Here is a 22,706-nt window from a genome sequence, read left to right on the forward strand (position 1 = left end):
CGTACGCCGGGTGGGGTGGGTGACCGTACGTCACCTGCGGTTTCAGTGTCATCGCCTAGCGAGGCTGGTCGGGGGCGGTTGACGGTACGTCGGGTGCGGGCGATGGTACGTCGGGTGTGGGCGCCGCCCCGGCGCCTTCCGGGGTGGGCACCTCGGCTGCCGCGGGCGCCCCGGGCGCCCCTGGTGAGTCGGGCACCCCGGGCGCCTGGTGGGCCTCAGGCGCCGCCGGGGCCCCTGGGGTTGCCGGGGCGGAGCGGGGCAGCAGGTACGCCAGCCCGACCGTGATGTTGTCGTGGCCGCCCTGGGCCTTGGCCCAGTCGACGAGGGCCAGCGCCAACTCCGCCGCCGGCTGGCGCGCCCCGCGGTCGGGGGGCACGGCGGCGGCGCGCTCGCGGAAGACGGCGGCCAGGGCTTCGGGCTCTGAGGCGTAGTTCCACAGCCCGTCGGAGCACAGCAGCAGCCAGCCGGGCCGGCTCAGGTCCAGGGTCGTGAGCCGCGGGGCGTGGTCCGGGCAGTCCTCACCTAGCCAGCGGGTGATCGTGTGGGCGTGCGGCCCGGCCTCGGCCTCCGCGCGCGAACTGCCCGCGCGGATCTGCTCGGCCGCCCAGGAGTCGTCCTCGGTGAGTCGGAGCGCGCTGCCGTCGTCGCCGAACCAGTACGCCCGCGAATCGCCCACGCACCCCACGACGCCCGCGCCGTCCTCGACGATGGCGGCGACGAATGTGCTCGACGGCCCCCCGCCGGGGGCGCCGTCGGCGCCGGTCGACATCCTCGCCGACACGTCAAGCACGGCCTGGGCCGCCGCGTCCGCGGCGAGCTCCAGCCGCTTGCCAAGGGCGCCGATCAGCGCGGCGGGGACTCCGGCGACGCCGTGCCCGCCCGCCGAGGTGAGCACCTCGACGGCCGCCTCGACGGCGGCTTCGCTGGCCTGCGCGGAGTGCGGCGCCGAGGAGACCCCGTCGCAGACCACGATCGCCGCGCGCTGCCCGTCGGGGGTGTCACCGCCGCGGATCGCCAGCGCGTCCTCGTTGCCGGGGTGCTTCACCCCGCGGTCGCAGACGCCGGCCAACCAGGGCGTCGCGGTGATCCGGTAGTGGTGCCGGGGGTCGGGCGCCTTGGCGCCGCAGTTCTCGCAGTACCCGTCCGGATCGACGGTCCCGCCGCACTCGGCGCACAGGCCGCTGCCGGGTTGCGGGGCTGGTCCTGCTCCGGCTCCCGGCGCGGATGGGGCTCCCGCCGCCGCCCCCGGCGTACCGCCCAGGACCAGCAGCCCGTCCGCGTCCCGTCCGGCGATGCCCCCCGACGCGCGGGACGCGCCGAGCATGGGTGAGTTGACCGACGCCGCTGCGCCAGGAGCGACGGGCATGTAGGGCGCAACTGGTACGTCGGGCGCGGATGGTACTTCGGGGGGGACCGGTACGCCGGGCGCAGCCGGTACTTCCGCCGCAACCGGTACGTCCGGCGCAACCGGGGCGGGTTGTTGGACGGCGTTATCCACAGGCTGACCGTTCGGGACCTGCACTTTGGGTGCCATGGCACCCTTTCGGCTGGTCGTGAGCGGTCCCCCTGTGGGCAACTGGGATGGTTGGTCGACGGGGTTATCCACAGGCTGACCGTTCGTGACCTGCGCGTTTGGTGCCATGGCACCCTTTGGGCTGGTCGTGAGCGGCTCCGGGGCTGGGGCTGGTTCGGCGGTGGGGGCTGGGGCCGGTGCTGGTGCCGGGGCCGGAGAGGGGCCGGGGGAGGCCGGGGGTGTCTGGCCGGGTCCGGCCGCCGGCGTCTCCAGCCAGTCGAACCCGGTCGGCTCGGCCGGCCCCAGCCGCGCCTCGTCGGGCTGGCGGGGCTTCTCGGGCTTGTCCGCCCGGTCGTCGTCGTGGCCGAACGCCTCCTTCAGGCGCCGGAACGGGTTCCACGACCGGTCGGGCTCGGGGTCGTCGCGGCGCGGGGGCTCGGCGCCGGTGGGCGGCGGAGGAGTGGTCATGTGAGGCTCCACGGTCGGACGGAGTTGGCGCGGTCGACGAGCTGGACGCGGCTGGCTTCGTCGGGGGTCAGGTGGGCGAGATCGCGCAGGTGGGTCTCGAGGGCCCGTTGCAGTTCGGGGGCCCGGCACGGCACGCCGTCGACCTTGACGTTGGGCTGGGCGCCGGAGCGCCGTACCGTCGCCAGCGCGCGGTCGAGCACGTCGGCCCGGAACCGGGTCAGCTCGGCCCGGTCCAGGTCCGCCCCGCGGACCGTCTCCAGGGCCTGGGCCAGCGTCTCCAGCCCGCCGTCGCCGATGCGGGTGAGCATCTGCGCCCGCAGCCATTGGGCGCGGGGGTGGGCGCGGTTGCTGGCGGGCACGTACTCCAGCGCCGTGATCGCCCCCCGCAGATCCCCGGCCGTCGCGCGGAGCCGGGCCAGGCCGAAGGCGGCGACGGGCACGTACGCCGAGTCGACCCGCAGGCAGGTCTGGTACGCCGTCTCGGCCGGGCCGCCCTGCCCCGCCAGCTCGGCGGCCAGCGCGACAGCCAGCACCGGCGCGAGTTCACCGGGCACCTGCGCCGCCACCGAGGTGAAGGCCGCCCGCGCCTGCGGCAGCTCGTCGCGGGACAGCGCGTCGAGGCCCACCAGCCAGACGGCCCGCCAGTCCCAGGGGTCCTGGGCCAGGAGGGCCTCGGTGGCCTTGGTGGCGAGGTCGTGCCGGCGCCCCCGGGTCCCCGTCCGGGCCTGCTCCAGCAGCACCTCGGCCGTGACGACGGGCGCTTTGGCTAGCTGCTCGTACCGCCCCTGCGGGTCCTGCGTCTGCACCGTCTGTAGCCAGCCCATCATCGGGTCGGCCTCATCCGGGCGCAGCGTCGGCAGCTCCCACCAGCCGAAGTCCTCCCCGCTCGGCGCGGGCGGGTCGAAGAACAGCGAGGGTCGGGTCTGCTGGGCCGCGGGGGCGCCGCGCCGGTCGAGGACGACGCGCCGCAGCACGCCGTACAGCTGGACGCGCAGCTCCTCGATCGAGGTGAACCGGTCGGCCGGCGCGAGCGCGCAGGCCCGCGCGACGAGCTGGTAGAACTCCGGGTGCGCCACGAACGCGGGGACCTGCTGCATGGGGGGCAGGGAGGTGGCGTACGTCGACTGGTACCCTCGGAACTCGCTGGTCAGCACGACCAGCGTCCGCCCGATGGTGTAGATGTCGGAGGCGATCGTGGGCCCGACCTCGGCGATCTCCGGCGCCTGGTAGCCGACCGTCCCGTAGATCGGCGACTCCAGGTCGTCGATCCGGCGCACGCCGCCGAGGTCGATGAGCCGCACCTCGTCGCCCGTCTGCAACAGGTTGTCGGGCTTGAAGTCGCAGTAGAGCAGGCCCTGATCGTGCAGGTACTGGAACGCCGGCAGGATCTCCAGGATGTAGGCCAGCGCCTGGTCGACGGGCAGCGGGTCGTAGCGTCCGACCTTGGCCATCCGCTGCTTGAGCAGCTCCTTGAGCGAGGTCCCACCGACGTACTCCATGACGATGTAGCCCGCCCCGTCATGCGTCACGAAGTTGTAGATCTCGACGATGAGCTGGTGGGAGACCTGCGCGAGGAACTCCTGCTCGGCGATCGCCGCCGCCAGCGCGTCGGGGTCGCCAGCGTTGAGCAGGCCCTTGAGCACGACCCAGCGGTCCGAGACGTTCTTGTCCCGGGCCAGGTAGATCCAGCCGAGGCCGCCGTGGGCGAGGCAGCCGGCAACCTCGTACTGGCCCGCGACCAGGTCACCCTTGGCGAGCTTCGGGCGGAAGCTGAACGGGCTGCGGCACTGCGGGCAGAACCCCTCTTCGCGGCCCGGTTGCCCGTCGTGCGCCCGCCCCACGGCCGCGCCGCAGGTGGGGCAGTTGCGCTTCTCCTCGGGCACCTTCGGGTCGGCCAGAACGGCGGCGGCCGGGTCGCCGACCGGGACGGGCGGGACCTTGGTGAGGCCCGCGCCGAGGGAGCTGGCGCGGGTCCGCTGGGTCGTGCCGAATCGGCGCGTCGCCTTCGTGCCGCGGGCCGAGCCGAGCACGGTCGCCCCACCCGCGCCGAACCTGGTCCCGCCCGGACGCGCGGCGGGCGCGGGGGTGACGGCCGCCTGCTGCGGCCCGAGCGCGCTCGCCGCGGTGCCCGGGACCAGCGCGGATCCGTCCGGTCCGGGAGCCAGCGGGGTGCCCTGGGCGGGTGCCCCTGACGTTGCGGGAGCGCCGTACGGCGTCGCCGCCCCCGCCGAGGCCGTCGTGGCGCCAGCCGCGCTCGACGTACCGGCCGCGCTCGACGTACCGGCTTCGCTCGTCGCCCCCGACCCACCCGCGGGCCCCGTCGGGAAGCTCGACGGCGTCTCGGGCGAGCCGCACACGTCGCAGTAGCCGTCGACATAGCTGCCGCTGCAGCCCGGTTCCGTGCACCTCACGGGCGGTTCCCCCTGTCGGTCGCGGGTCGGGTCGGGTGCTGGCCGGCGGCGGCCACGTAGGCCTGCTGGGCGGCGACGAGGGCGGCGAGGCGCCCGAGGTCGACCGGGGCCGCGGCGCGGGCGGCCGTCGATCGCCGGCCCAGCTCACCCAGGTCGTCCGCGAGCGCCGGCTGCTGCTCGGCGAGGGCGGCGGCCCGCACGGCGTACGCCTCCGCCTGTCCCACCAGCTCGTCGCGCCGCTCCAGCGCCCCCGCGTAGGCGGCCTGGCACTGGTCGAGCGCGCGGCCCACCTGGTCGAGGCGGGCCAGGTAGGCCTTCACGCCGTCGGGGTCCGTGGGCGGGTCGCCGAGGGCGTCGGGATTGGGTACGCCGAGGCGCGGCGCCGGGCTCACCTCGGCGACCGCCCGGGCCGCGAGCTGGGTGATCGCGTGGCTGCGGGCCTCCAGCTGATCGCGCAGCTCACCAGCCCGTACGGCGTCCTGCTTGGCCTCGGTGCGCCGGGCGGCCCCGACGATCAGGTCCCGCTCGGCCGTCGCGGCGTCCAGCTCCAGGGCCGGCAGCAGCCCGCCCACGTCGGCGCCCCGCTTGGCCCGCTCGGCGACATCGGTGGCGCGGGCGTCGAGGGCGTCGTACACCCCCTGCACGTTCGCCCGCGCCGCGCGGGGCACCAGGGCGATCTGGTCACGGATCCGCTCGACCGTGGCGCGCACGTCGCGGACCCGGTTGTCGACGTCCGGCTCCGATCCCTCCAGCCGCAGCCGCCCCCGCAGCGACGCGGCGAGGGAGTCGGAGAGCCGGCAGGCCTCGGCCAGGGACACCGCGAGGGCCGAGCCGGTCTGCGCGCCGGTGTCGAGGCTGCCCCAGATGAGGGTGCTCATGCGACGGCGCTCGGGCTCCAGGACGCGGCCCGAGTCCCAGGTGGCGACGAGGAGGTCGTGCCGGTCGCTGACGGCCTTCCACAGGGTCATCGAGAGCAGGACGTCGCTGGTCAGGGCGTTGCGCTCGGGGGAATGCAGGGACGCCTCGTCGAGGCTGTCGAGCTCGGCGCGGCGCCGGTCGCGCCACTGGCCCAGCTCGGTCAGGTAGGCGAACAGGGCCTGCGGTTCGACGTCCTCGCCGAGCGCGCCGGGGGCCTGCGGGGCGACCGCGAACTGGGTGTTCATGCGCGCCCCGGGGTCTGCGAGTGGTTCTGACAAACCCTCGTCACCATGGTGACGGGAACCCGACGTAACTCCGCAACCATGGTGATGGGAACCCGACGTAACTCCGCAACCATGGTGACGAAGGGCTGGCGGGGGCTCATCGGTACTCCGCCACCCGCCGGCCCACGCCCGTCCAGGCCAGGGCCCCGGCCACCAGGGAGAGGGCGAAGACGCCGTACCCCGCCCACGCGTTCGGCCTGCGGTCGGAACCGGCGCCGTACTCCTTGCCGAGCGTCCCGAGCCGCCCGGTCAGCGTGTCGAGGTCGGCCACCCGCGCGGCGACCAGCTTCTGGCGCTCGGCGACGGTCCCGGTGCCCAGCTTGGCGGCGGTCAGGGCCTTGCCCTGGAAGGCCGACCAGCTGGGTTGGGCGGTCCCGCCCCAAATCGAGGCGTTGTCCCGCACGAGGGTGTTGGCGGCATCGACGTACCCCTTAGCCTTGCCCTCCAGCGCCGCTCCGTTCGGGGTCGCCGCGTACAGCGACTCCGCCTCGACCGCGACGGATTGGGCCGCGTTGGCCCGCACCTTCGCGATGTCGTCCACCGCCCCTGCGGCGCTGCTCGTCGTGAGCGCCAGGTAGCCCAGGGCCGAAACCCCGGCCGTCAGCAGGGCCCCGGCCAGCAGGCCGGGGTTGACGATGCGCCGGGTCTTGCGGGCCAGCCAGATCGACGCGCCGAGCAGCCCGGCCAGGCCGACGGCGCCCGCGATGACGACGTGCTGGCGGTTGACCAATGACAGGGCGGTCGGCGGGTCTTCGAGCCGGAGCAGCGCGTTGCTGAGCTCCTGGCTGGGCGCCGGCGGGGTCGGGTTCGTGGCGGTCGCCGCCTTGCTCGGCACGAGCTGGGCCTGGCGCTTGGCGAGTTCGTCGCTGACCCGGTAGAGGTCGGTCGAGCGGTCCGGGTAGAGCAGCGCGGCCGCGCCGACCTGGTTCTGCACCCGGGCCAGGTCGAGGCTCGCGCGCTGGTCGCCGGGTTCGCCCGCCACGACGGCGGAGGCGGCGCGGGCCTGGTACGTCGCGGCTCCCGCGCGCAGCTCAGCGTACGTCTGGGTCGGCGAGCTGACCGGCGCCGTCGCCGCGCTGGCGATCTCGACCATGCCCACGAGGCCCGGCAGCAGGCAGGCCGTCGCGGCGAGGCCGCGGGCGATCCGGAGCTGGCGCGGGGTGCTCGACGCCGCGCGACCGCGGGCCGCAGCGGGCGGGCTGGGCTGGGCATTGGCCTGCGCGACCTGACCCTGCCGCTGCGCGGCCTGCGCTTGGGCCTGGCCCTGCCGGGGCGGCTGAGCCGGTACGCCGGGAGCCGGCTGGGCCTGCGGTTGGCGCTGCGGCTGCGGTGCCATGGCGGTCACGGGCGGCCCCCGTCGTCGGTCGGTGTGGTGGGCTCCGCCGGGTCGGATGTCGCTGCCGGGTCCGGCATCGCTGCCGAGTCCGGCGGCTCACTCTCGTCCGGCAGCTCGCCCGCGTCAGGCACCTCGGCCGGGGACTCGGCGCCTGCTGGGGCTGCCGCATCGTCCTCGCTGGGCAGGGGCGCGATGGGGGGCAGCTCGCCGTCGGGGCGGTCCTCGAGGTCGATCCGCTCGATGGTGCGCAGCTGCTCCAGGCTGGGATCCTCCTCGTCGCGCAGGCGCCAGGCGTGCCGGCCGATCGCCTCTTCGAGGGTGTTGCGGGCGAACCGCCCGTTGCCGAACCCGTCGCCGCGCGGCGTGGCGGCGAGGATCTCGCGGAACCGGGTCACCGCCTCCGGGGCGAGGTCGTAGTCGTTCTTCGCCGCCAGCGACTTCAGGATGTCGGTGATCTCGTCGTCGGTGTAATCCTCGAACGTGATCGTCGTGCGGAACCGGCTCGCCAGACCCGGGTTCTGCTCGATGAACTCGGCCATCGGCTCCGGGTACCCCGCCACGATCACCACCAGGTCGTCGCGGTGATCCTCCATCTCTTTGACGATGGTGTCCACGGCCTCCTGGGCGTACTGGTCGCCCTTGAGCGTGTACGCCTCGTCGATGAACAGCACCCCGCCCAGCGCCGATTTGGTGACCTCGATGGTCTTCTGGGCGGTCTGGCCGAGGTAGCCGGCCACCAGCTCGGACCGGTCCACCTCGACGAGCTGGCCCTTGGCGAGCAGCCCCAGCGCCCGGTAGATGCCGCCGACCAGCCGCGCGACCGTCGTCTTGCCCGTGCCGGGGTTGCCGACGAAGACCAGGTGCCGAGTGAGCGCCGCGGACTTTAGCCCGGCCTTCTCGCGCTTGGCCTCGATCTTGAGCAGCGCGACCTGCCGGTGGATCTCCTTCTTGACCGCCGCCAGCCCGATGAGCTCGTCCAGCTCGGCCATCAGCTCGTCGAGGGACTTCTCGGGCTCGGGGGGCTCGGCCGGGGTCGCCGGGGCGGTCCCGTCCGCGGGTTGGGCGGGCGCCGGTACGCCGTCCGCGGGCTGACTATTCACAGGCGGACCATCCACAGGCTGACCGTTCGTGACCTGCGCATTGGGTGCCATGGCACCCGAAGGGTTGGTCGTGAGCGGTTCATCGGCCGTCCCCGCGCCGAACGGGTTCGGGAATCCGCGCCGGAGCACGTCGCGGGTCGCTTCCTGCAGCGCGCTGAGCTGGCCGAGCACCGAGCGGGCATCGAGCTGCGCCTTGTCCAGGCCGGGGATCGCCCCCGCGTTGGGCAGGTCGGACAGGTCGAAGGGATCCCGGCCCGGGAACCGCGCCGATCCAGCGGCACCCGGCGTACCGCCGCTGCCACCCACGCCACCGGCAGCCACACCGCTCCCGTCGCCCGGGGGAGCCATGGGCGGGGTCACCGGCGGAGCGCCCTCGCGTGGGAGATTCACCGGCCCCGCCGCGACGCCCGCGGCCGCGAGCTGGGCCTGGCCCGACACTGTCGCCTTGCCGACTGCGGTGACCGGGGCCCCGTCGACCGTGCAGGCGGCGACCGCGACCTCGGCAAGCGCCGACGCGTACGCCTTCGCCGCCGCCTGGCCCGCTTGCCCCGCCAGCCCCGCGAGCAGCGGGGTGGCCCCGGCCGCGTAGCGCCGTCCCCGCGGCGCGTTCTCGAAGAACTCGCCCACCGTGCGGCCCACCGCCGCCGCCCAGCCCGCGGGCGCGCCGCTCGGGCCGCCGGTCTCCAGCACGGCCGCCGACAGGGCGAGCCCCTCCGCGCGCGCGGACGGGGCGTCGAGCCCGGCCCCTTCGCCCGCCGCGACCAGCGCGTCCAGGGCGTCGGCGAGCCGGTTCGTGGGGGCGGGGCCGGTCATCGGGTGTCCTTCCTGCCGCGCGCGGCAGCTCGGCTGGCGCGGTGCGCCAAGGGTCGCCAGGCCGTACGTCGGGGGCCGTCGAGGTCCGCGGCCTGATCCGTCATGGCCATGACGGCGGGGCCAGCCGCTGCGGTTCCGGCGACCCCGGGTCTGGGCTGTCGAGGTCGAGCATCGACCGGGCCGGTGGCGCGGGGGGCGGGGCCGGTTCCGGGGCGCCGGATCCCGGCGGTGTCCCCGGTGGTGCTGGCGTCGGCGCCTCGGCCTGGACCGGCTCGGCGTCGGCCGCCTCGGGCTCCGGTTCGGGGACAGCGGCCGGCGCTGGTGCCGCAGTCGCGGGATCGGTCGCAGCCGCAGCCGCAGCCGCCGCCGCAGCCGCAGCCGCAGCCGCCGGTTCGGCGGGCGTGCTCTCGGGCGCCCCTGGGGTCTCGCCGAGCATGCCGGGCGGGGGCGGCACGGCGTACGACGTACCGACGTTCAGCTCGCCCCCCGTCGAGGCGTGCCCGAACTTCTCCTCCAGGAACCGCCCGTGCGCCACGAGCGCCGTCGCGTCGTCGCGGCACACCGCGTCGAAGACCTGGTCCATCGTCGCGCCGAGCAGGTCGAGCTGATCGACCAGCACCATCAACGACGTACGCCCGCCGTCCACCGGCCGGCTGTCGGCGAACCGGCGCGGCAGTCGCAGGTAGCCCCCGAGCGCCTCGGGCAGGTAGTCGGTGGCGGTGGCGACGACGGAGTACGCGCTCGCGCTGCCGCGGATCGTCCCGAGCCGGGGCACCGTGTCGCGGACGACGTGGGTGACCCGCTCGACGCGCGCCGTGACGCAGCTCGGCACGGCCCCGCCGGCCACCATCGCCTCCACCCGGTCCAGCGCCGCGCCCAGGTCGTCCCGGGTGGGGGCCGGCGGCGTGGGTGGCGCGGCCGGCTCGGGCGCGGGCTTGTCCCCGCCCCCGCCGAGCTTGGCGAAGAAATCCCCCAGCGCCATCAGTGCCCTTCCCCTCGCCTGGTCCCGCTCGCCCGGTCAGCGTCGTCTCGCGTCGTCCGCTCGCCTGGTCCAGCCTCGCCCACCCCGCGTCGTCTCGCCTGTCGGCGCCTCAGCGCGGCGACCGGCCGCCGAGGTCGAGCGCGCCGCTGCCGAGTCGCATGTCGTGCTTCTGCACCCGGTCGAGATACGTCTGGCTCTTGGCGACCTCGGTCTCCAGGACGCCGATGGTCTGCGCCATCGAGTCCAGCGCCTGCACCCGGAACTGATCGATCGCGTCCATGGTCTGGTAGATATTCGAGAACGCCGCCTGCAGCTGCGGCAGCCCGATCGTCGCCGAGGCCGCCTGCTCCTGGATCTTCACGGAGTTGTCCCGAAGCATGACCGAGGTCGACTCGATGAGGTTGCTCGTCGTCTGGTTCAGCGCGGTGATCTGCTCCAGCACCAGCTTCTGGTTGTTCAGCGCCTGGGCCACGATGATCGCCGTGCGCAGCGCCGAGACCGTCGTGGTGGTCGCCCGGTCGACGCCCTTGATGAGCTCCAAGTTGTTCTTGATGACGATGTCGATCGCCAGATAGTTCTGAATCGAGACGGCCAGCTGCGTCAGCAGGTCCTGGTGCTTCTGCCGCACATAGAACAGGACGTCCTCGCGCAGCGCCTTCGCCTTCTCCGGGTCGGTCATGTCCAGCTCGGCGGCCTGGGCGGCGAGCTTGGCGTCGAGGCGCTCGGCGATGTAGACGTACTGGTTCAGCCGCCCCATCGTCGTCCAGAGCTGCTGCTTCTCCATGTTGAGGGCGGCGTTGTCCTTGGCGAGCTCGTCCTGGCCGGAGCGCAGCGCGTGCAGGATCCCGTCGAGGTGGGACTGCGCCGACTCGTACTTGCGGAAGTAGTCGGTCAGCTTGTCGCCCATCGGGATCATCCCGAGGATCTTGCGCGCGCCCTTGGCCTTGCCGGGGTCGAGGTCCTCGACCGTACGCCGCAGGTCGACCAGCGTCTTGCCGACCTTGCTCTCCTTGGAGACGCCGCCCTCCTGCAGGGCCTTGACCGGCGACTTCAGCAGCCGGTTCGAGCTCTCGGCCGCCTGGCGGATGTCGACGTCGCCCATGGTGCGGATGTCGGCGGCGCGCGCCTCGAACTCGGGGCTCTTCGTCGCTGCGGCGTTGAGCCCGGTGAGGAAGGACTCGACCTTCTGGTCCAGCTGCGGGGCCACGGCGGGGTCGACGGCGGGGGCCATCTTCGGCGCGGCGGTCGCGGTGACGGCCTGGGCCGGCGGGGGCGCCTCGAGCGTGAGCACCGAGGGGGCCGTGGCGGCCATGCCGGGCGGCGGCTGCAGCGGTTGGGTCATCTCGTCTCCGTCCTCGTCTGGCGTCCCGGCGGCTCTGGGGGCCGACCCCGAGTTCACGGACACCTCCCTCATTCAAACCGGTCTGCGGCGTCGGGTCCACCGAGACTCCCGGGTTGTCCACACCCGAGCGGGTTCCGGGCGTCGGCGCGGCCTCCCTGTGGACGGGCCCCGCCCGGCCGTACGTCGTCGCACGCTGACCCCATGACTGTGTCCTCGCTCCGTTTCGATCCCCTGGAGGCCGCCCGCCGCCGGGCCGCCCAGGAGGCACTCGCGGCCGCCACCCAGCTCGCCGCGCAGGCGACCGAGCTCCGCCGGGACCGGGACCGTCTCGTGCGTGCCCTCGACGCCGTGCGGTGGCGCTCCGACGCCGCCCGGGCCTGTCGGGAGGAGGGGTCTCGGCTGGCCGGCCTGTTGGCCCGCGCGGCGGACGCGTGCGCGCAGGCCGGCGACGCGGCGCGAGCCGCCGGCGAGCGGCTGTCGGGTGAGCAGCTGGCGGGCGGGCTGCCGGCGGGCGGGCTGCCGGCGGGCCGGTCGGGTGGCCCCTCGTGAGCACGCCAGCGCACCCCGCGATGCCGGCGCGCGCACCGCGGCCCCCCGTCCCCACGCCGCTCGCGGGGGAGTGGACGGTCCACGGCGGCACCGACGTCGACGTCGACGACCTGTACGCCCTCTCCACCACCTGCCGTCTCCTCGCCACCGCCACGGATCGCGTCGCTTCGCAGGTGGCGACGGCCTGCCTGCGTGCCGAGGCGGCCCTCGCGCTGGCGACGCTGGGCAGCGTCGGGCGGGGTCCCGACCTCGGTGCGCTCGGGCGGGCCCCGGGCGCCGCGTCGGCGCTGCTGACGGCGTCCGCCCTGCCGGCCGGCGCCGCGGCGGGACTCGCCGCGCTGGGGTTGCGGGTGGTGTGGGCCGCGGACCGGTACGTCGACGCCGAGTCCGGCGCCGCGGCGGCGGTGCGGGAGGCGGGCCAGGCGCTGGGGTACGTCGAGCGGCTCGCCGGCCGCAAGCCGGTCGCGGGGCGGGTCGCCGACGGGGGCGCCCCACCCGACTCGGTGCTCGACCCCGGCGCCGAGGCGGACGCCTGCGTCGAGGCCGTCGGCGGAGCGCGGTCCACCGCCGACGCCGGCTCGCCGGCCGCCGCTGGCTCGCTGGCCGACGCAGACTCGCTGCCCGAGCTGGCGGCCGGCCCACTCGCCGCCCTGTACCCGCGTCGCACCGCCACCGTCGGGCCCGCCACCGACCTCGGCGAGGTGCCGCCGCCCCGTGGCGTCGCCGGCCTGCTTGCGCTGGTCGCCGGGCGGGCCGGGACCGGCCCGCCGCCGCCCGGCCGGGTCGACGTCGTCGCCGTGCGCACCTCGGATGCCGAGGGCAGACCCCGCACGGCGTACGTCGTGGCGCTCCCCGGCACCACCGATTGGTCGCCCCCGGGGCGGACCGCCGACCCCGCACACGTGCGGACCCTGCAGGCGAACCTGCAGCTCATGTCGGGCAACGCCACGGCGGAGGTCGCGGCCCTACCGGAGGCCCTCGCCGCGGCGGGCGTCCCGGCCGGGGCCACCGTCGTCCTCGTCGGGCACAGCCAGGGCGGGATGACCGCGCGGGCGGCGGCGGCCGACCCGCTATTGCTGGCGCGCTACCGGGTCGGTGGCGTGCTGACGGCGGGATCGCCGACCGGGGCGATGGCCGCACCGGCCCCCGGCGTACCGGTGCTCGCCCTGGAAAACGCGGGCGACGGCGTCCCCGCGCTCGACGGCCGCCGCAATCTCGACGGCGAGTCCCGCAGCACCGTCACCTTCGCCCCGGCCGACGGCCCGACGGAGCCGGGCGCGCGGCCACCGGACCTGCCCGCACCAGGGGCACACGACCTCGACGGCTATGTCGCGGCGGCAGCCCGGGTGGACCAGGAGCACGACCCGCGGGCGGCGTCGTTCGTGGGGCGAATGCGCGAGCTGGGCGTGGCCGCGCCGTCAGCCTCCGGAACCGGCGGGGCCACGGCCACGATCACGAGGGTGGAGTTGCGGCTGGCGCCGGCGTGAGAGTGTGGAGGGGTCGAGACGCCGTACGCCGAGGAGAGGACGCCGCCGATGACGCCCCGGATGATCCGCCCGGTGCCGCAGCCGGCCGCCCGCCACGCCGCCATTTCCGCCGTCGTCCGCGGTACCGCAGACCGCAGCGCAGGCCGCGCCGGCCGCCGAGTCGCCGCCACCACGCTGACGGTCGTGGCGCTCGCGGGCGCACTGGCCGCCTGCTCGGATGAGCATGCTGCGACCGGTAGCGGAACGACGAGCAGCTCGCGGGCCGCGACCAGCACCCCTCCGCCTGGGTCCGGCGCGACCGCGCCGGGCATCACCGCGACGTCGCTGCCGCCGATCCTGCCGACCGGCTCCACGAAGGCCAATGTGGCGTGCCGCAAGATGTACCCGCTCATCACGGAACCGGTGACCGCCTGGAACACGGCCTCCACCGGCGACGCGGCCGCCGCCGGGAAGGCCGCCGACGCGATGACGAAGGCCGCGGCCGCCATCGCGCCCGTCGCCAAGGAGAGCGAGGACACCCGCCTGATCCAGCTCACCGACGCGGTCGCCACCCAGCTCAAGGCCGTCGCGGCGGACTACGGCAGCAACAAGGACGTCGACGGGGCCGCCCTCACCGAGGCACAGACGGACCTGTGGACCTACTGCCAGTCCGCCCAGTAACCACCCTGGCCGGCTGTGAACCGCCCGGGGGTGTGAGCTGTCGGTCGAACGACGTACCGTAGCCCCGTGGACCCCCGGGAGCCGATCGAGAAGACCCGAGGCCTTCGGCTGCCGCGGTTCCTGCGCCCCCGCGAAGAGCACGCGCCGCCGCCGCACCAGGGCCCCGCGACCGCCCCGGAAGACGCGCTGCGTTATGCGGCCGCGATCGCCGGCCGACTGCTGATCGTCATCGCGTTCTTCTATGTCCTGCTCCTGCTCCTCAACCAGATCAGCCTGGTCACGATCACGATCACCGTCGCGATCATGCTCAGCGCCATCCTTCGCCCGCTGGTGAATTCGGCCGTCCACGCGGGATTTCCGCGACCGTTGGCCGCGCCCGTCGTGTTCCTGCTCGGGGTGGGCTCGATCGGCATCGCGATGTGGTTCGTCGTCAGCCAGATCACGGCCAACATGGACACGATCACCACCCGCCTACAGGAGGCGAGCGCGGCGATCCTCGGCTGGCTGCAGAACGGCCCGGCGCACATGTCCCCCGAGCAGGCCAACAACGCCTATACCGATCTCGCGGGCCGGCTGACCAACGCCCGCGGCGACCTCGCGTCGGGCGCGTTGGCGACGGCGACCAGCGTCGTCGGCATCATCACCGGGTCGATCCTGTGCCTGTTCGCCCTGCTCTTCCTGCTGCTCGACGACGGCACCATCTGGAACTGGGTGGTCGGCCTGTTCCCGAGCCGGGAGCAGCCGCGCATCCTCGTCGCCGGCGCCGTCGCCTGGCGCACGCTCGTCGCCTACATGCGCAGCACGATCGTGCTGGCCCTCATCAACGCGCTCACGATGGTCCCGATCATGATGTTCGCCGCGATGGACCTCGTGGTGCCGCTGGCGGTGCTGCTGTTCATCGGGTCGCTGATCCCCATGATCGGCATGCTCGCGGCCGGGGCGGTCCTCATGCTGGTCGCGCTGGTCATGCAGGGGCCCGTCACGGCACTGGTCATGGGGATCGCGCTGTTCCTCGTGATTCAGCTGGAGGGCAACCTGCTCAACCCGTACATCCTCGGCAAGGCCGTCAGCATCCACCCGCTCGCGATCCTCGCCACCGTCACGGGCGGCACCCTCGTGGGGGGACCGTTCGGGGCCTTCGTCGCCGTACCGTTCGTCGCCATCATCAACAACGTGCTCACCGCCGTGCGGGGCTCCGCGGCCGAACAGGGCGCGGCCGCGCCGGCGCCGGAGATGGTCCGCGCCGGGTCGGTGGTCGAGGAGGCGATGGAGGAGACCGGGGGATCCACGACAGCGCACGGTGCGCCCGGCGTACCGGCCTCCTCCGGGCCGCCCGCACACCTCCCCCCGGCCAAGACCGGCCCGGGGTCGGGGAAGACCGCCGCCGGCGGGCCCGGGCATCCCGAGGCCGGGGCGGGCGAGGGCGGAGCCGCTTCGGGGGTCATCGGCGAGGTCGCGCGCTGACGCGCCCTCCCGGGCAAGCACGCCGTACGGCGTCGCGGGGCCGTCGACGCCGGCCCAATGTCACGAAATATCTTCTCCGGCAGAGGTTTCCAGGTATGTGCCTACAGGTCTGCCGTGGGGTGCCGATGTAGGGAGCATCGGGGCACTGCACCCCACGTGCAACCCACGGCAAGAAGGAGCCCGACATGTCGACCTACGGACTGTCCCCCCTGCTGCGCGCGGCGTCCGCCGCTCTTGGCGCACCGGTGTCCGGCGACCTGCGCTGGCTGTACGCCGGACCGCACGACCTGGACGCCCTCACCAGCTCCGACCGCGACCTGATCGCCGTCGTGACGGGTGAGCTGTTCCCCGAGCACGTCGAGGGCGTCGGTGTCCGGGTGAGCTTCTTCGCCCTGCAGATCGCGTTGGACCGCATCGCCGGGCCGCTGCGCGACGGCGAGGACGCGAGCATCGAATACATGGAGCGCGTTTACACGACGTACGAGGACAACTGCCCGGAGGGCAATCCCTTCTCCGGTGAGCTGCTCGACCTGGCGCTGGCGTACCTCGTCGGCAAGGACCTCGCCCGGCAGGACGCGGAGGCGCGCGACGACTCGCTCGTCGCCTGAGCTGACCCTTTGACCGCGGCGCCGGGTGTCCACTCGGGGGGTACACCCGGCGCCGCCGCATGTCCCGCGGCAGGCGCCTTCGGCCAGTCTGGTTGAGTCAGCCTGACTCGCTGAACCTGGCTCGTTCAGTCGGTCGCTCGGTGGGGCTCGCTCAGTCGGGTTCGACCACCACGACGTGGACGCGTCGAACCCCGAGAACCGACCGCGCGATCGCATTCGCCACGTCGCGCTCCATGGCGTTGCCGACGCCGGCCACCTCGACCACGCCGTGCTGCACCGTGATGTGCCAGTGGTCCTGCCCATAGTCGTGGAACGCGGCCACCAGGTCGTCGCGCAGGTCGTCGTCGGTGCGCCACAGCGCGCGGACGACGTCGCTGCGGCTGACCACCCCGACGAGCTTGCCCGCGCGCACGACGGGGAGGCTCTTGAACGACGTCGTGATGAACAGGTCGATGAGGTCGGAGACGTCGGCGCCCTCGGTGGTGGTGCGCGGATCCCGCGTCATGATCTCGCCGATGCTCTTGGGCAGTGGCGGTCCCTCGTGCAGGGGCGTCGCGTGGGCCCGGGTGTCCGGCTCGACCGCGCGACGAAGCAGATCCACCTCCGAGAGCACGCCGATCACGTGGTGCTCGTCGTCCACCACCGGGATCGCGGTGATCTTGCGTTCCGCGAGTAGTCGAAGCGCCCCGTCAAGCTCGTCGCCCTCGTGGACGCTGTAAGCCGGCGCGGTCATGATCTCGCGGACGAGCATCAGGGACTCTCCTGGATCGGGGAAGAGGTGGTCGCTGTCGGGCCCAGTGTGTCAGGTCGCCACCCGTCGCGTCAGCGGGTGTTTCGACGAAGACGGCGGCCGGGCCTCAGGGGGCCGCGGGCGGGCCGGCCGCGTCGTCCCGAGAGGCCGTCCGCCGCTTCCGCCGAGACGGCTCGGGCGCGGGCGGCACCGGCGGACCGGCGCCGGGATCCGGGGGAAACTCGATCAGACAGCAGCCGGGTAGGGCGAACGGCGTCAGCCGCATGGCGCGCTCCGCGACCCCGTGCGCCTGGTAGATCCCGGTGAGGACGCCCTGGTGCAGCGAACACACCACGTCGGTGTGGACCCGCGCGACGTCCAACAGCGGGCACTGGCGCAGCCGGATCGTGCCGTCCGCGGCGTCGACCGGATCGAAGTGGTGCCGGACCAGGATCTCCCGGGTGGCGACCTCAGCCGCGGCCGCTCCTTCGCCCGTGGGGGTGACCAGCCCCAGCCCCCGCCGGACGCCGGCGGCCTGGCCCCACGCCTTCGGGTCCTCCTGGGTCGCCTCGATCTCGAGGGCGAACGCGGTGGCCAGGACGGCGTATTCACGCACCTGCGGGCGGCGCGCATCGAGCGGCTCGGCCTGGTACAGAATGGCGGGCCGGCCCCGGCCGCGCGCCGGGGCGGTGGTGCGCGTGACCAGGCCCGCCCGGATCAGCGCGTCGAGGTGCTCCCGAACTGTGTTCGGATGCTGATCACAGGCGTCGGCGAGATCGGCGACGGTGGTCGGGTGGGCGAATTGCCCAAGCTTCTCGAGCACGAACGCCCGGGGCACGGACAAATGGGTCAACGGATCCCGGCGCGGCGTGGCCGGGCGCGGCCCGAGCGTGGTGTCAATGGCGGGTGCAGCGCTCACGAGTCCCGACCCCCTTTTTTCACGGGAACACTCTAGGATATTTTTGGTGGGCCCGTCCAGGGGCCTCACCAGGAGGGGGGTACGATCTGGCGTGCGGCTCGCCCCCGACGTAATCGCCTCCGTGAAGGGATATCACGATGACGGACTCCGTAGCCCCCGTGACAAATGACTCCTCGGACACACCGCCGTCCGAGATGACTGCCGTGAACGGCGAGGGCAGCGCAACAGGCGAGGTCACGGCGACGGGCGAGTCGTGCGGCACCGTCCCCGGCTGCGACGGACACGGCGGCTGCGGGGGCCATGGCGGAGGCTCGTGCGGCCACGCAGCCACCGGCACGCCGATGCTTGACGCCCGCACCATCGACCCCGTGATCAGGCAGTCTGCGATCTTCGGCGTCCTGGTGGGGCTCCCGCCGGCCGGCTCCGTGACCATCGTCACGCACGAGGACCCGGCCCCGATCGCGGACCTTTTGCACGAGCGACTTCCAGGGGAATACCAGGTCAGCACCGAGACCTCCGACGACGACGCCTACCGGGTGACCTTCGCCCGCGCGTGAGCCCGCACCTCACGACTCGGTAAGGGCGGGGCGAGGAACCGGTTCGATCCCCTCAGGGCAACAGGCCCCGATCGCGGGCGGCCGTGACCGCCGCCGTACGGTTGTCCACCCCGAGCTTCTCGAAGACGTGCACGAGGTGGGTCTTCACCGTCGCCTCGGAGATGAACAGCGTGCGGGCGATCGCCCGGTTCGCCTTGCCCTCGGCGACCGCGCGCAGCACGTCCAGCTCCCGGTCGGACAGGGCCGCCGGCGGCTTGCGTAGCGCGGTGACCAGCCGCTCGGCCACGCTGGGCGCGAGGACGGTCTCGCCGCGGGCGGCGGCCTCCACCGCGCCGAGGATGGCCTCGAGCGGGGCGTCCTTGAGGAGGTACCCGGCGGCGCCGGCCTCGACGGCGCGAATGATGTCGGCGTCGGTGTCGTACGTCGTGAGGATGAGCACCGCCGGCGGCTCCGGCAACTCGAGCAAGCGCGCGGTGGCGGTCACCCCGTCGATGCCGGGCCCCAGCCTCAGGTCCATGAGCACCACATCGGGGCGAGCGGCCGGCACGTAGGCCAGGGCCTCCTCGCCCGAGGCCGCCTGGCCGACGACGTAGACCCGGTCCCCGGCGAGCAGCGCGGCGAGCCCGGCGCGCACCACCGGGTGGTCGTCCACGAGGAACACCCGCGGCGTCATGCGTCCGCCTTTCCGTCGGCCTCCGGCGAGGGAACCGGCGCGCGAGCCATCGCAGCAGTCGCCTGGGCGATGGCCCGGGCGGGAGCGGGCAGCGGAATCGTCGCCGAGACCGCGGTCCCGTCGCCGGGCTCGGACTCGATGACCAGCTCGCCGCGCACGTCGGCGAGCCGGGCGCGCATCGCCGCGAGGCCGAAACCGCTGCCGTCGGCCCGCAGCCGGGCCGGCCCGCGCGGCCGGCCGACCGCGTCGCGCAGCGTCGCGTCGGGATCGAAGCCCCGCCCGTCGTCCACGACGTCCAGGGTCGTCGCGTCGGGGGCATAGCTCAGTGAGATCCCCACCCGCTGGGCCCCGGCGTGCTGGCGCACGTTGGCGAGCGCACCCTGCGCGATCCGCAGCAGCACCACGTCGTGTCCGGTCGGCACGTCGAGGGGGGAGCCGTCGACGGACAGCGACGTCCGCACGCCGGTCTGCGCACCGAAGCGGTCGAGCAATCGCCCCAGGGCCGCGGCCAGCGGGGCTTGATCGAGATCGGCCGGGGCGAGGGCCGCGACCACGCGGCGCGCCTCCGCCAGGTTCTCCACCGCGGTGGCCTCGATCTGCGCCAGCACGTCCGGGGTGGCGCCGGCCCCCGACGTACCGTCTCGTCCTTGCCCAGCCCGGCTGAGCAGGACGATCGAGGAGAAGCCCTGGGCGAGGGTGTCGTGGATGTCGTGGGCGAGCCGGGCGCGTTCGGCGAGCGCGCCGGCCTGCCGCTGCGCGGCCGCGAGGTCCTCGTTGGCGGCGAGCAGGTCCCGCTGCGCGGCGACGAGCTCGGCGAGCAGGCGGGCTCGCTCGTCCGCCTCGGCGACCACGCGTTCGTACGTGACCACGGCGCCGACGGCCACCAGGGCGCCGATGACCGGGCCGAGGACCTGACCGGGGCCGCCGGGCGCCGTGCCGGACGTGAGCTGCACCGCGATGACGACCACCGCCAGCGCGGCCACCGCCGCCCACCCCCACGGGCGGGGGAGCAGGTGCAGCGCCAGGAGATAGAGGGGAAAGGCGACCCAGGAGTACTCGGCCGAGGCCACGACCAGGCCGACCCAGAGGGCGACCAGGCCGGCGAACCAGGCGTACCCCGTCCACGCCGGGGCCGCGCCCGCCGCGGCCCGGCGGCCGAGGGGAATTCCGGCCGCGTACCAGGCGGCCGTAGCCCCCGCGAGCGGCGCCACCGCGGCCGACGGCGCCGCGCCGAGCAGGGCCCGCGCGGTCGCCACGACCATGAGGGCGACGAACAGCCCGTGTTGGCCGAGGATGAGCGCCCGCCCCGCGCTCGAGCCGGCGGTGCGGTGCGCTCGCCCAACGCGCTCGGCGCTCGCCGCCAGGGCCACGGCCGGCTCGGTCATTCCCTCACGGTAGCCGTGCCGCCGTCCGCCGCCGCGCCGTCGCTGGTCCGGCTGGTGCCGGTCCGGACGGCACTGGTCCGGGCGGCGTTGTTCCGGGCGGTGCCGGGCCACCAGATGACGTCGCCGACCAGGGCGAACAGCGCCGGTACGACGACGGTGCGCACCAGCAGCGTGTCGATGAGCACGCCGAGGCCGACGATGAGGCCCAACTGGCCGAGGACGACCAGCGGCAGCACGCCCAGCGCGGCGAAGACGCCCGCGAGCACGAGGCCGGCGCTGGTGATGACCCCGCCGGTGGCGGCGACCGCCCGGACGGTGCCCTCGCGGGTGCCCCAGGTCGCCGCCTCGCCGCGGGTCCGATGCGCGAGGAAGATCGTGTAGTCGATGCCGAGGGCCACGAGGAAGAGGAACGCCAGCAGGGGGAGCTGGGCGTCCAGCCCCGGGAATCCGAACAGGTGGGTGCCGACGTACGTCCCCGCGCCCAGCGCCGCCAGCGCACTCGCGACGTTGACCAGGGCTAGGAGCACCGGGGCAACCAGCGCCCGCAGCAGAACGGCCAGGACGACGAGGACGACCCCGATCACGAGCGGCGCGACCAGGCGCAGGTCGGCGGCGTTCGTGGCGCGGGCATCGAACTCCGTGGCCGTGGGACCCCCGACGAGGGCATCCGCGCCCGGTACGGCGTGCGTGGCGGCCCGCAGCTCCTCCACCACCCGGAACGACTCCGTGGTATCCGGCGCGGCCGAGCCGACGACGGAGATGCGCACGAGTCCGGGGTCGGTCGCCGTGGCCGGTGCCGTGGCGACGGGGCTGGCGCGGATGACGCCCGGTACGGCGGCCGCCGCCTGCGTCACCGCCTGGGCCTGGTCCGCGCGGGCGACGACGACGTGCGGTTGGGATTCGCCGGCGGGGAAGTGCTCGGCGAGGGTCGTGAGGCCCGTGGCGGACTCGGAGGCCACCCGGAACTTCTCGACCTGGGTGAGGCCGACCCGGGTGCCGAACAGCCCGGTGGCCAAGACGGCGAGCAGCGCCAGGCTCGCGGCGAGGACGACCGCGGGGCGCCGTACGACCGTTCGCGCCACGCGGCCGAAGACGCCGGTCGTGGGCGAGTCAGCGGGGTGGGCGGCTACGGCGTCATCGGCGGCGGCGGGGCCGGCATCACCGGCGGCGGCCGCCCGGGGCACGAACGGCCAGAACGCGCGGCGCCCGATGACCGCGAGGAGCGGGGGGAGCACGAACAGGACGGCCAGTAGGGCGACCACCAGCCCGACCGCGCTGGCCAGCCCCAAGCCGCGGGTGGCGGGCAGCGCGGCGAGCCCGAGGGTGAGCAGGGCGAGCACCACGGTGAGGTTGCTGGCGACGATCGCGCCGGCGGTGCCCCGCCACGCCGTGGCCAGGGCGACCCGGTGGTCCGCCGTACGGCGCAGCTCCTCGCGGTAGCGCGAGATGAGTAGCAGGGCGTAGTTGGCGCCCGCGCCGAAGACCAGCACGGACAGGATGCCGGCGTCGAACTGCCAGCCGAGCCGGTCCCCGAGTCGCGCGGCCAAGGCCGCGGCGATCTGATCGGCCGTGCCGACCACGGCCAGGGGAAGCAGCATGAGGATCGGGGAGCGGTAGGTGATCAGCAGCAACAGTCCCACGATCCCGATCGTGGCCAGCAGCAGCCGCACGTTCGCGCCCGAGAACGCCCCCGCGATGTCCGCACCGAACGCCGGCCCGCCGGTGATCTGGACCTGCGTGCCGGGGGTCGCGGCGGCCCGGGCTACCGCGCGGAGCGCCTCGATCCGTTCGCCGGTTGCCGAGTTGGTGTCGGCGGTCACGAGGGGTACGAGCACGGCGGCCGCGTGACCGTCCTGGCTGGGTACCGGTGGGCGGACCGGCCGGTCGACCTGCGTCCCCAGCCGGGTCGCCAGGGACGTCGCGCCCGCCAGGTCGGCCTGCGTGAGGGCGCCTCCGTCGGTGCGCGTGACGACGGCGACGACGGTGCCGACGCCCGCGTCCGGGAACCGTCCCGCTGTGGCGGCCACCCGCGCCGACTCGGCATCCGGGGGGACCGCCGCCGACGTGGTGCCGTTCGTGGCGCCGCGGAGCAGGCCGAACAGGCCAGCGGTCAGCAGCACCGCGATCGCGAGGGCCACGCACGCGCCGCGGCGGGTGAGGGCCGCGGGGACGGTACGGCGGGTGCCGCGCGCGCCGCCGCCGGGGTCGGGAGTCGGCCGGGAAGCCCCGCGCCGGCGTGGGGTGGGAGCCGGAGCAGGGGCGGGTTGTGCGGAAGGGTCGGTATCGGCCAGCGTCATGTGTCCAGCACACCCGTTGGGGCGCTTGGGCGCATCGACCGCGTGACCGGGCGGGCATCAACCATTCGATGGATAGCGCCGACGGCCGCCCCAGCGGACGTGCCGCCGGCTGAACTCCGCTGGGGTTTCATCAGCTGGGGTTTTCATGCGATGTGGAAGATATCCACAGGGCGACCGCTTACGACCAGCGCGTTTGGTGCCATGGCACCC

General features: G+C 74.5%; 17 protein-coding genes and 1 pseudogene. 6 read left to right on the forward strand and 12 right to left on the reverse strand.

What is annotated here, in order from left to right:
• Positions 1 to 55 precede the first annotated feature (55 nt).
• The 7 genes and pseudogenes from IPK37_08855 to IPK37_08885 form a co-directional block, all read right to left on the reverse strand.
• Entirely contained in the window at positions 56 to 1,366 is a 1,311-nt protein-coding gene (locus IPK37_08855) for a protein phosphatase 2C domain-containing protein (GenBank protein QQS02393.1), read from the reverse strand.
• Between the two features lie 611 nt (positions 1,367 to 1,977).
• Positions 1,978 to 4,392, reverse strand: coding sequence for a protein kinase (locus IPK37_08860; GenBank protein QQS02394.1), 2,415 nt, complete (start codon positions 4,390 to 4,392; stop codon positions 1,978 to 1,980).
• Positions 4,389 to 5,555: a hypothetical protein gene (locus IPK37_08865; GenBank protein ID QQS02395.1), complete on the reverse strand. Its 1,167-nt coding sequence runs from the start codon at positions 5,553 to 5,555 to the stop codon at positions 4,389 to 4,391. Before IPK37_08865 ends, IPK37_08860 begins: the two co-directional genes overlap by 4 nt.
• Before the next feature lie 136 nt (positions 5,556 to 5,691).
• Positions 5,692 to 6,939, reverse strand: a complete 1,248-nt coding sequence (locus IPK37_08870) for a hypothetical protein (GenBank protein QQS02396.1) — start codon at positions 6,937 to 6,939, stop codon at positions 5,692 to 5,694.
• Positions 6,936 to 8,843, reverse strand: a complete 1,908-nt coding sequence (locus tag IPK37_08875) for an AAA family ATPase (protein ID QQS02397.1) — start codon at positions 8,841 to 8,843, stop codon at positions 6,936 to 6,938. The genes IPK37_08870 and IPK37_08875 overlap by 4 nt, the downstream gene beginning before the upstream one ends.
• 442 nt (positions 8,844 to 9,285) lie before the next feature.
• Positions 9,286 to 9,825, reverse strand: a pseudogene (locus IPK37_08880) (hypothetical protein).
• Positions 9,826 to 9,934: 109 nt separating this feature from the next.
• Positions 9,935 to 11,167, reverse strand: coding sequence for a toxic anion resistance protein (locus IPK37_08885; protein ID QQS02398.1), 1,233 nt, complete (start codon positions 11,165 to 11,167; stop codon positions 9,935 to 9,937).
• A 201-nt stretch (positions 11,168 to 11,368) separates the two neighbouring features.
• Between IPK37_08885 and IPK37_08890 the strand changes: the two genes are divergently transcribed.
• From IPK37_08890 to IPK37_08910, 5 genes are all read left to right on the forward strand, one after another.
• Complete coding sequence (locus tag IPK37_08890) at positions 11,369 to 11,716, forward strand: hypothetical protein (protein QQS02399.1); 348 nt, start codon at positions 11,369 to 11,371, stop codon at positions 11,714 to 11,716.
• Positions 11,713 to 13,203, forward strand: a complete 1,491-nt coding sequence (locus IPK37_08895; GenBank protein ID QQS02400.1) for a hypothetical protein — start codon at positions 11,713 to 11,715, stop codon at positions 13,201 to 13,203. Before IPK37_08890 ends, IPK37_08895 begins: the two co-directional genes overlap by 4 nt.
• 48 nt (positions 13,204 to 13,251) lie before the next feature.
• Entirely contained in the window at positions 13,252 to 13,863 is a 612-nt protein-coding gene (locus IPK37_08900) for a hypothetical protein (GenBank protein ID QQS02401.1), read from the forward strand.
• A gap of 66 nt (positions 13,864 to 13,929) precedes the next feature.
• Positions 13,930 to 15,327 carry an AI-2E family transporter gene (locus IPK37_08905; protein QQS02402.1) on the forward strand — a complete coding sequence of 466 codons (1,398 nt, stop codon included), beginning with the start codon at positions 13,930 to 13,932 and terminating at the stop codon, positions 15,325 to 15,327.
• A gap of 185 nt (positions 15,328 to 15,512) precedes the next feature.
• Positions 15,513 to 15,935: a hypothetical protein gene (locus tag IPK37_08910; GenBank protein ID QQS02403.1), complete on the forward strand. Its 423-nt coding sequence runs from the start codon at positions 15,513 to 15,515 to the stop codon at positions 15,933 to 15,935.
• Positions 15,936 to 16,086: 151 nt separating this feature from the next.
• On the opposite strand, the gene IPK37_08915 is transcribed toward IPK37_08910, so the two are convergent.
• Together IPK37_08915 and IPK37_08920 are read right to left on the reverse strand one after the other, a co-directional pair.
• The gene (locus IPK37_08915) at positions 16,087 to 16,686 is read right to left on the reverse strand and encodes a CBS domain-containing protein (GenBank protein ID QQS02404.1); all 600 of its coding nucleotides are present in this window, start codon (positions 16,684 to 16,686) and stop codon (positions 16,087 to 16,089) included.
• A 106-nt stretch (positions 16,687 to 16,792) separates the two neighbouring features.
• The gene (locus IPK37_08920; GenBank protein QQS02405.1) at positions 16,793 to 17,584 is read right to left on the reverse strand and encodes a MarR family transcriptional regulator; all 792 of its coding nucleotides are present in this window, start codon (positions 17,582 to 17,584) and stop codon (positions 16,793 to 16,795) included.
• A 194-nt stretch (positions 17,585 to 17,778) separates the two neighbouring features.
• Between IPK37_08920 and IPK37_08925 the strand changes: the two genes are divergently transcribed.
• Entirely contained in the window at positions 17,779 to 18,141 is a 363-nt protein-coding gene (locus IPK37_08925; GenBank protein QQS02406.1) for a DUF2249 domain-containing protein, read from the forward strand.
• A gap of 52 nt (positions 18,142 to 18,193) precedes the next feature.
• Here IPK37_08925 and IPK37_08930 read toward each other — a convergent pair whose 3' ends face one another.
• The 3 genes from IPK37_08930 to IPK37_08940 are packed head-to-tail and all read right to left on the reverse strand — an operon-like array spanning position 18,194 to position 22,496.
• Positions 18,194 to 18,814: a response regulator transcription factor gene (locus IPK37_08930; GenBank protein ID QQS02407.1), complete on the reverse strand. Its 621-nt coding sequence runs from the start codon at positions 18,812 to 18,814 to the stop codon at positions 18,194 to 18,196.
• Complete coding sequence (locus tag IPK37_08935; protein QQS02408.1) at positions 18,811 to 20,199, reverse strand: sensor histidine kinase; 1,389 nt, start codon at positions 20,197 to 20,199, stop codon at positions 18,811 to 18,813. Before IPK37_08935 ends, IPK37_08930 begins: the two co-directional genes overlap by 4 nt.
• Positions 20,196 to 22,496, reverse strand: a complete 2,301-nt coding sequence (locus tag IPK37_08940; protein ID QQS02409.1) for an MMPL family transporter — start codon at positions 22,494 to 22,496, stop codon at positions 20,196 to 20,198. Before IPK37_08940 ends, IPK37_08935 begins: the two co-directional genes overlap by 4 nt.
• Positions 22,497 to 22,706 lie beyond the last annotated feature (210 nt).

The organism is Austwickia sp., assembly GCA_016699675.1.
Classification (GTDB): domain Bacteria; phylum Actinomycetota; class Actinomycetes; order Actinomycetales; family Dermatophilaceae; genus Austwickia.

Coding starts and splice junctions, on each gene's coding strand:
- IPK37_08855 (QQS02393.1), bottom strand. CDS start 1,366: ATGCCCGTCGCTCCTGGCGCAGCGGCGTCGGTCAACTCACCCATGCTC.
- IPK37_08865 (QQS02395.1), bottom strand. CDS start 5,555: ATGAACACCCAGTTCGCGGTCGCCCCGCAGGCCCCCGGCGCGCTCGGC.
- IPK37_08875 (QQS02397.1), bottom strand. CDS start 8,843: ATGACCGGCCCCGCCCCCACGAACCGGCTCGCCGACGCCCTGGACGCG.
- IPK37_08885 (QQS02398.1), bottom strand. CDS start 11,167: ATGACCCAACCGCTGCAGCCGCCGCCCGGCATGGCCGCCACGGCCCCC.
- IPK37_08890 (QQS02399.1), top strand. CDS start 11,369: ATGACTGTGTCCTCGCTCCGTTTCGATCCCCTGGAGGCCGCCCGCCGC.
- IPK37_08900 (QQS02401.1), top strand. CDS start 13,252: ATGACGCCCCGGATGATCCGCCCGGTGCCGCAGCCGGCCGCCCGCCAC.
- IPK37_08910 (QQS02403.1), top strand. CDS start 15,513: ATGTCGACCTACGGACTGTCCCCCCTGCTGCGCGCGGCGTCCGCCGCT.
- IPK37_08915 (QQS02404.1), bottom strand. CDS start 16,686: ATGCTCGTCCGCGAGATCATGACCGCGCCGGCTTACAGCGTCCACGAG.
- IPK37_08925 (QQS02406.1), top strand. CDS start 17,779: ATGACTGCCGTGAACGGCGAGGGCAGCGCAACAGGCGAGGTCACGGCG.
- IPK37_08930 (QQS02407.1), bottom strand. CDS start 18,814: ATGACGCCGCGGGTGTTCCTCGTGGACGACCACCCGGTGGTGCGCGCC.
- IPK37_08935 (QQS02408.1), bottom strand. CDS start 20,199: ATGACCGAGCCGGCCGTGGCCCTGGCGGCGAGCGCCGAGCGCGTTGGG.
- IPK37_08940 (QQS02409.1), bottom strand. CDS start 22,496: ATGACGCTGGCCGATACCGACCCTTCCGCACAACCCGCCCCTGCTCCG.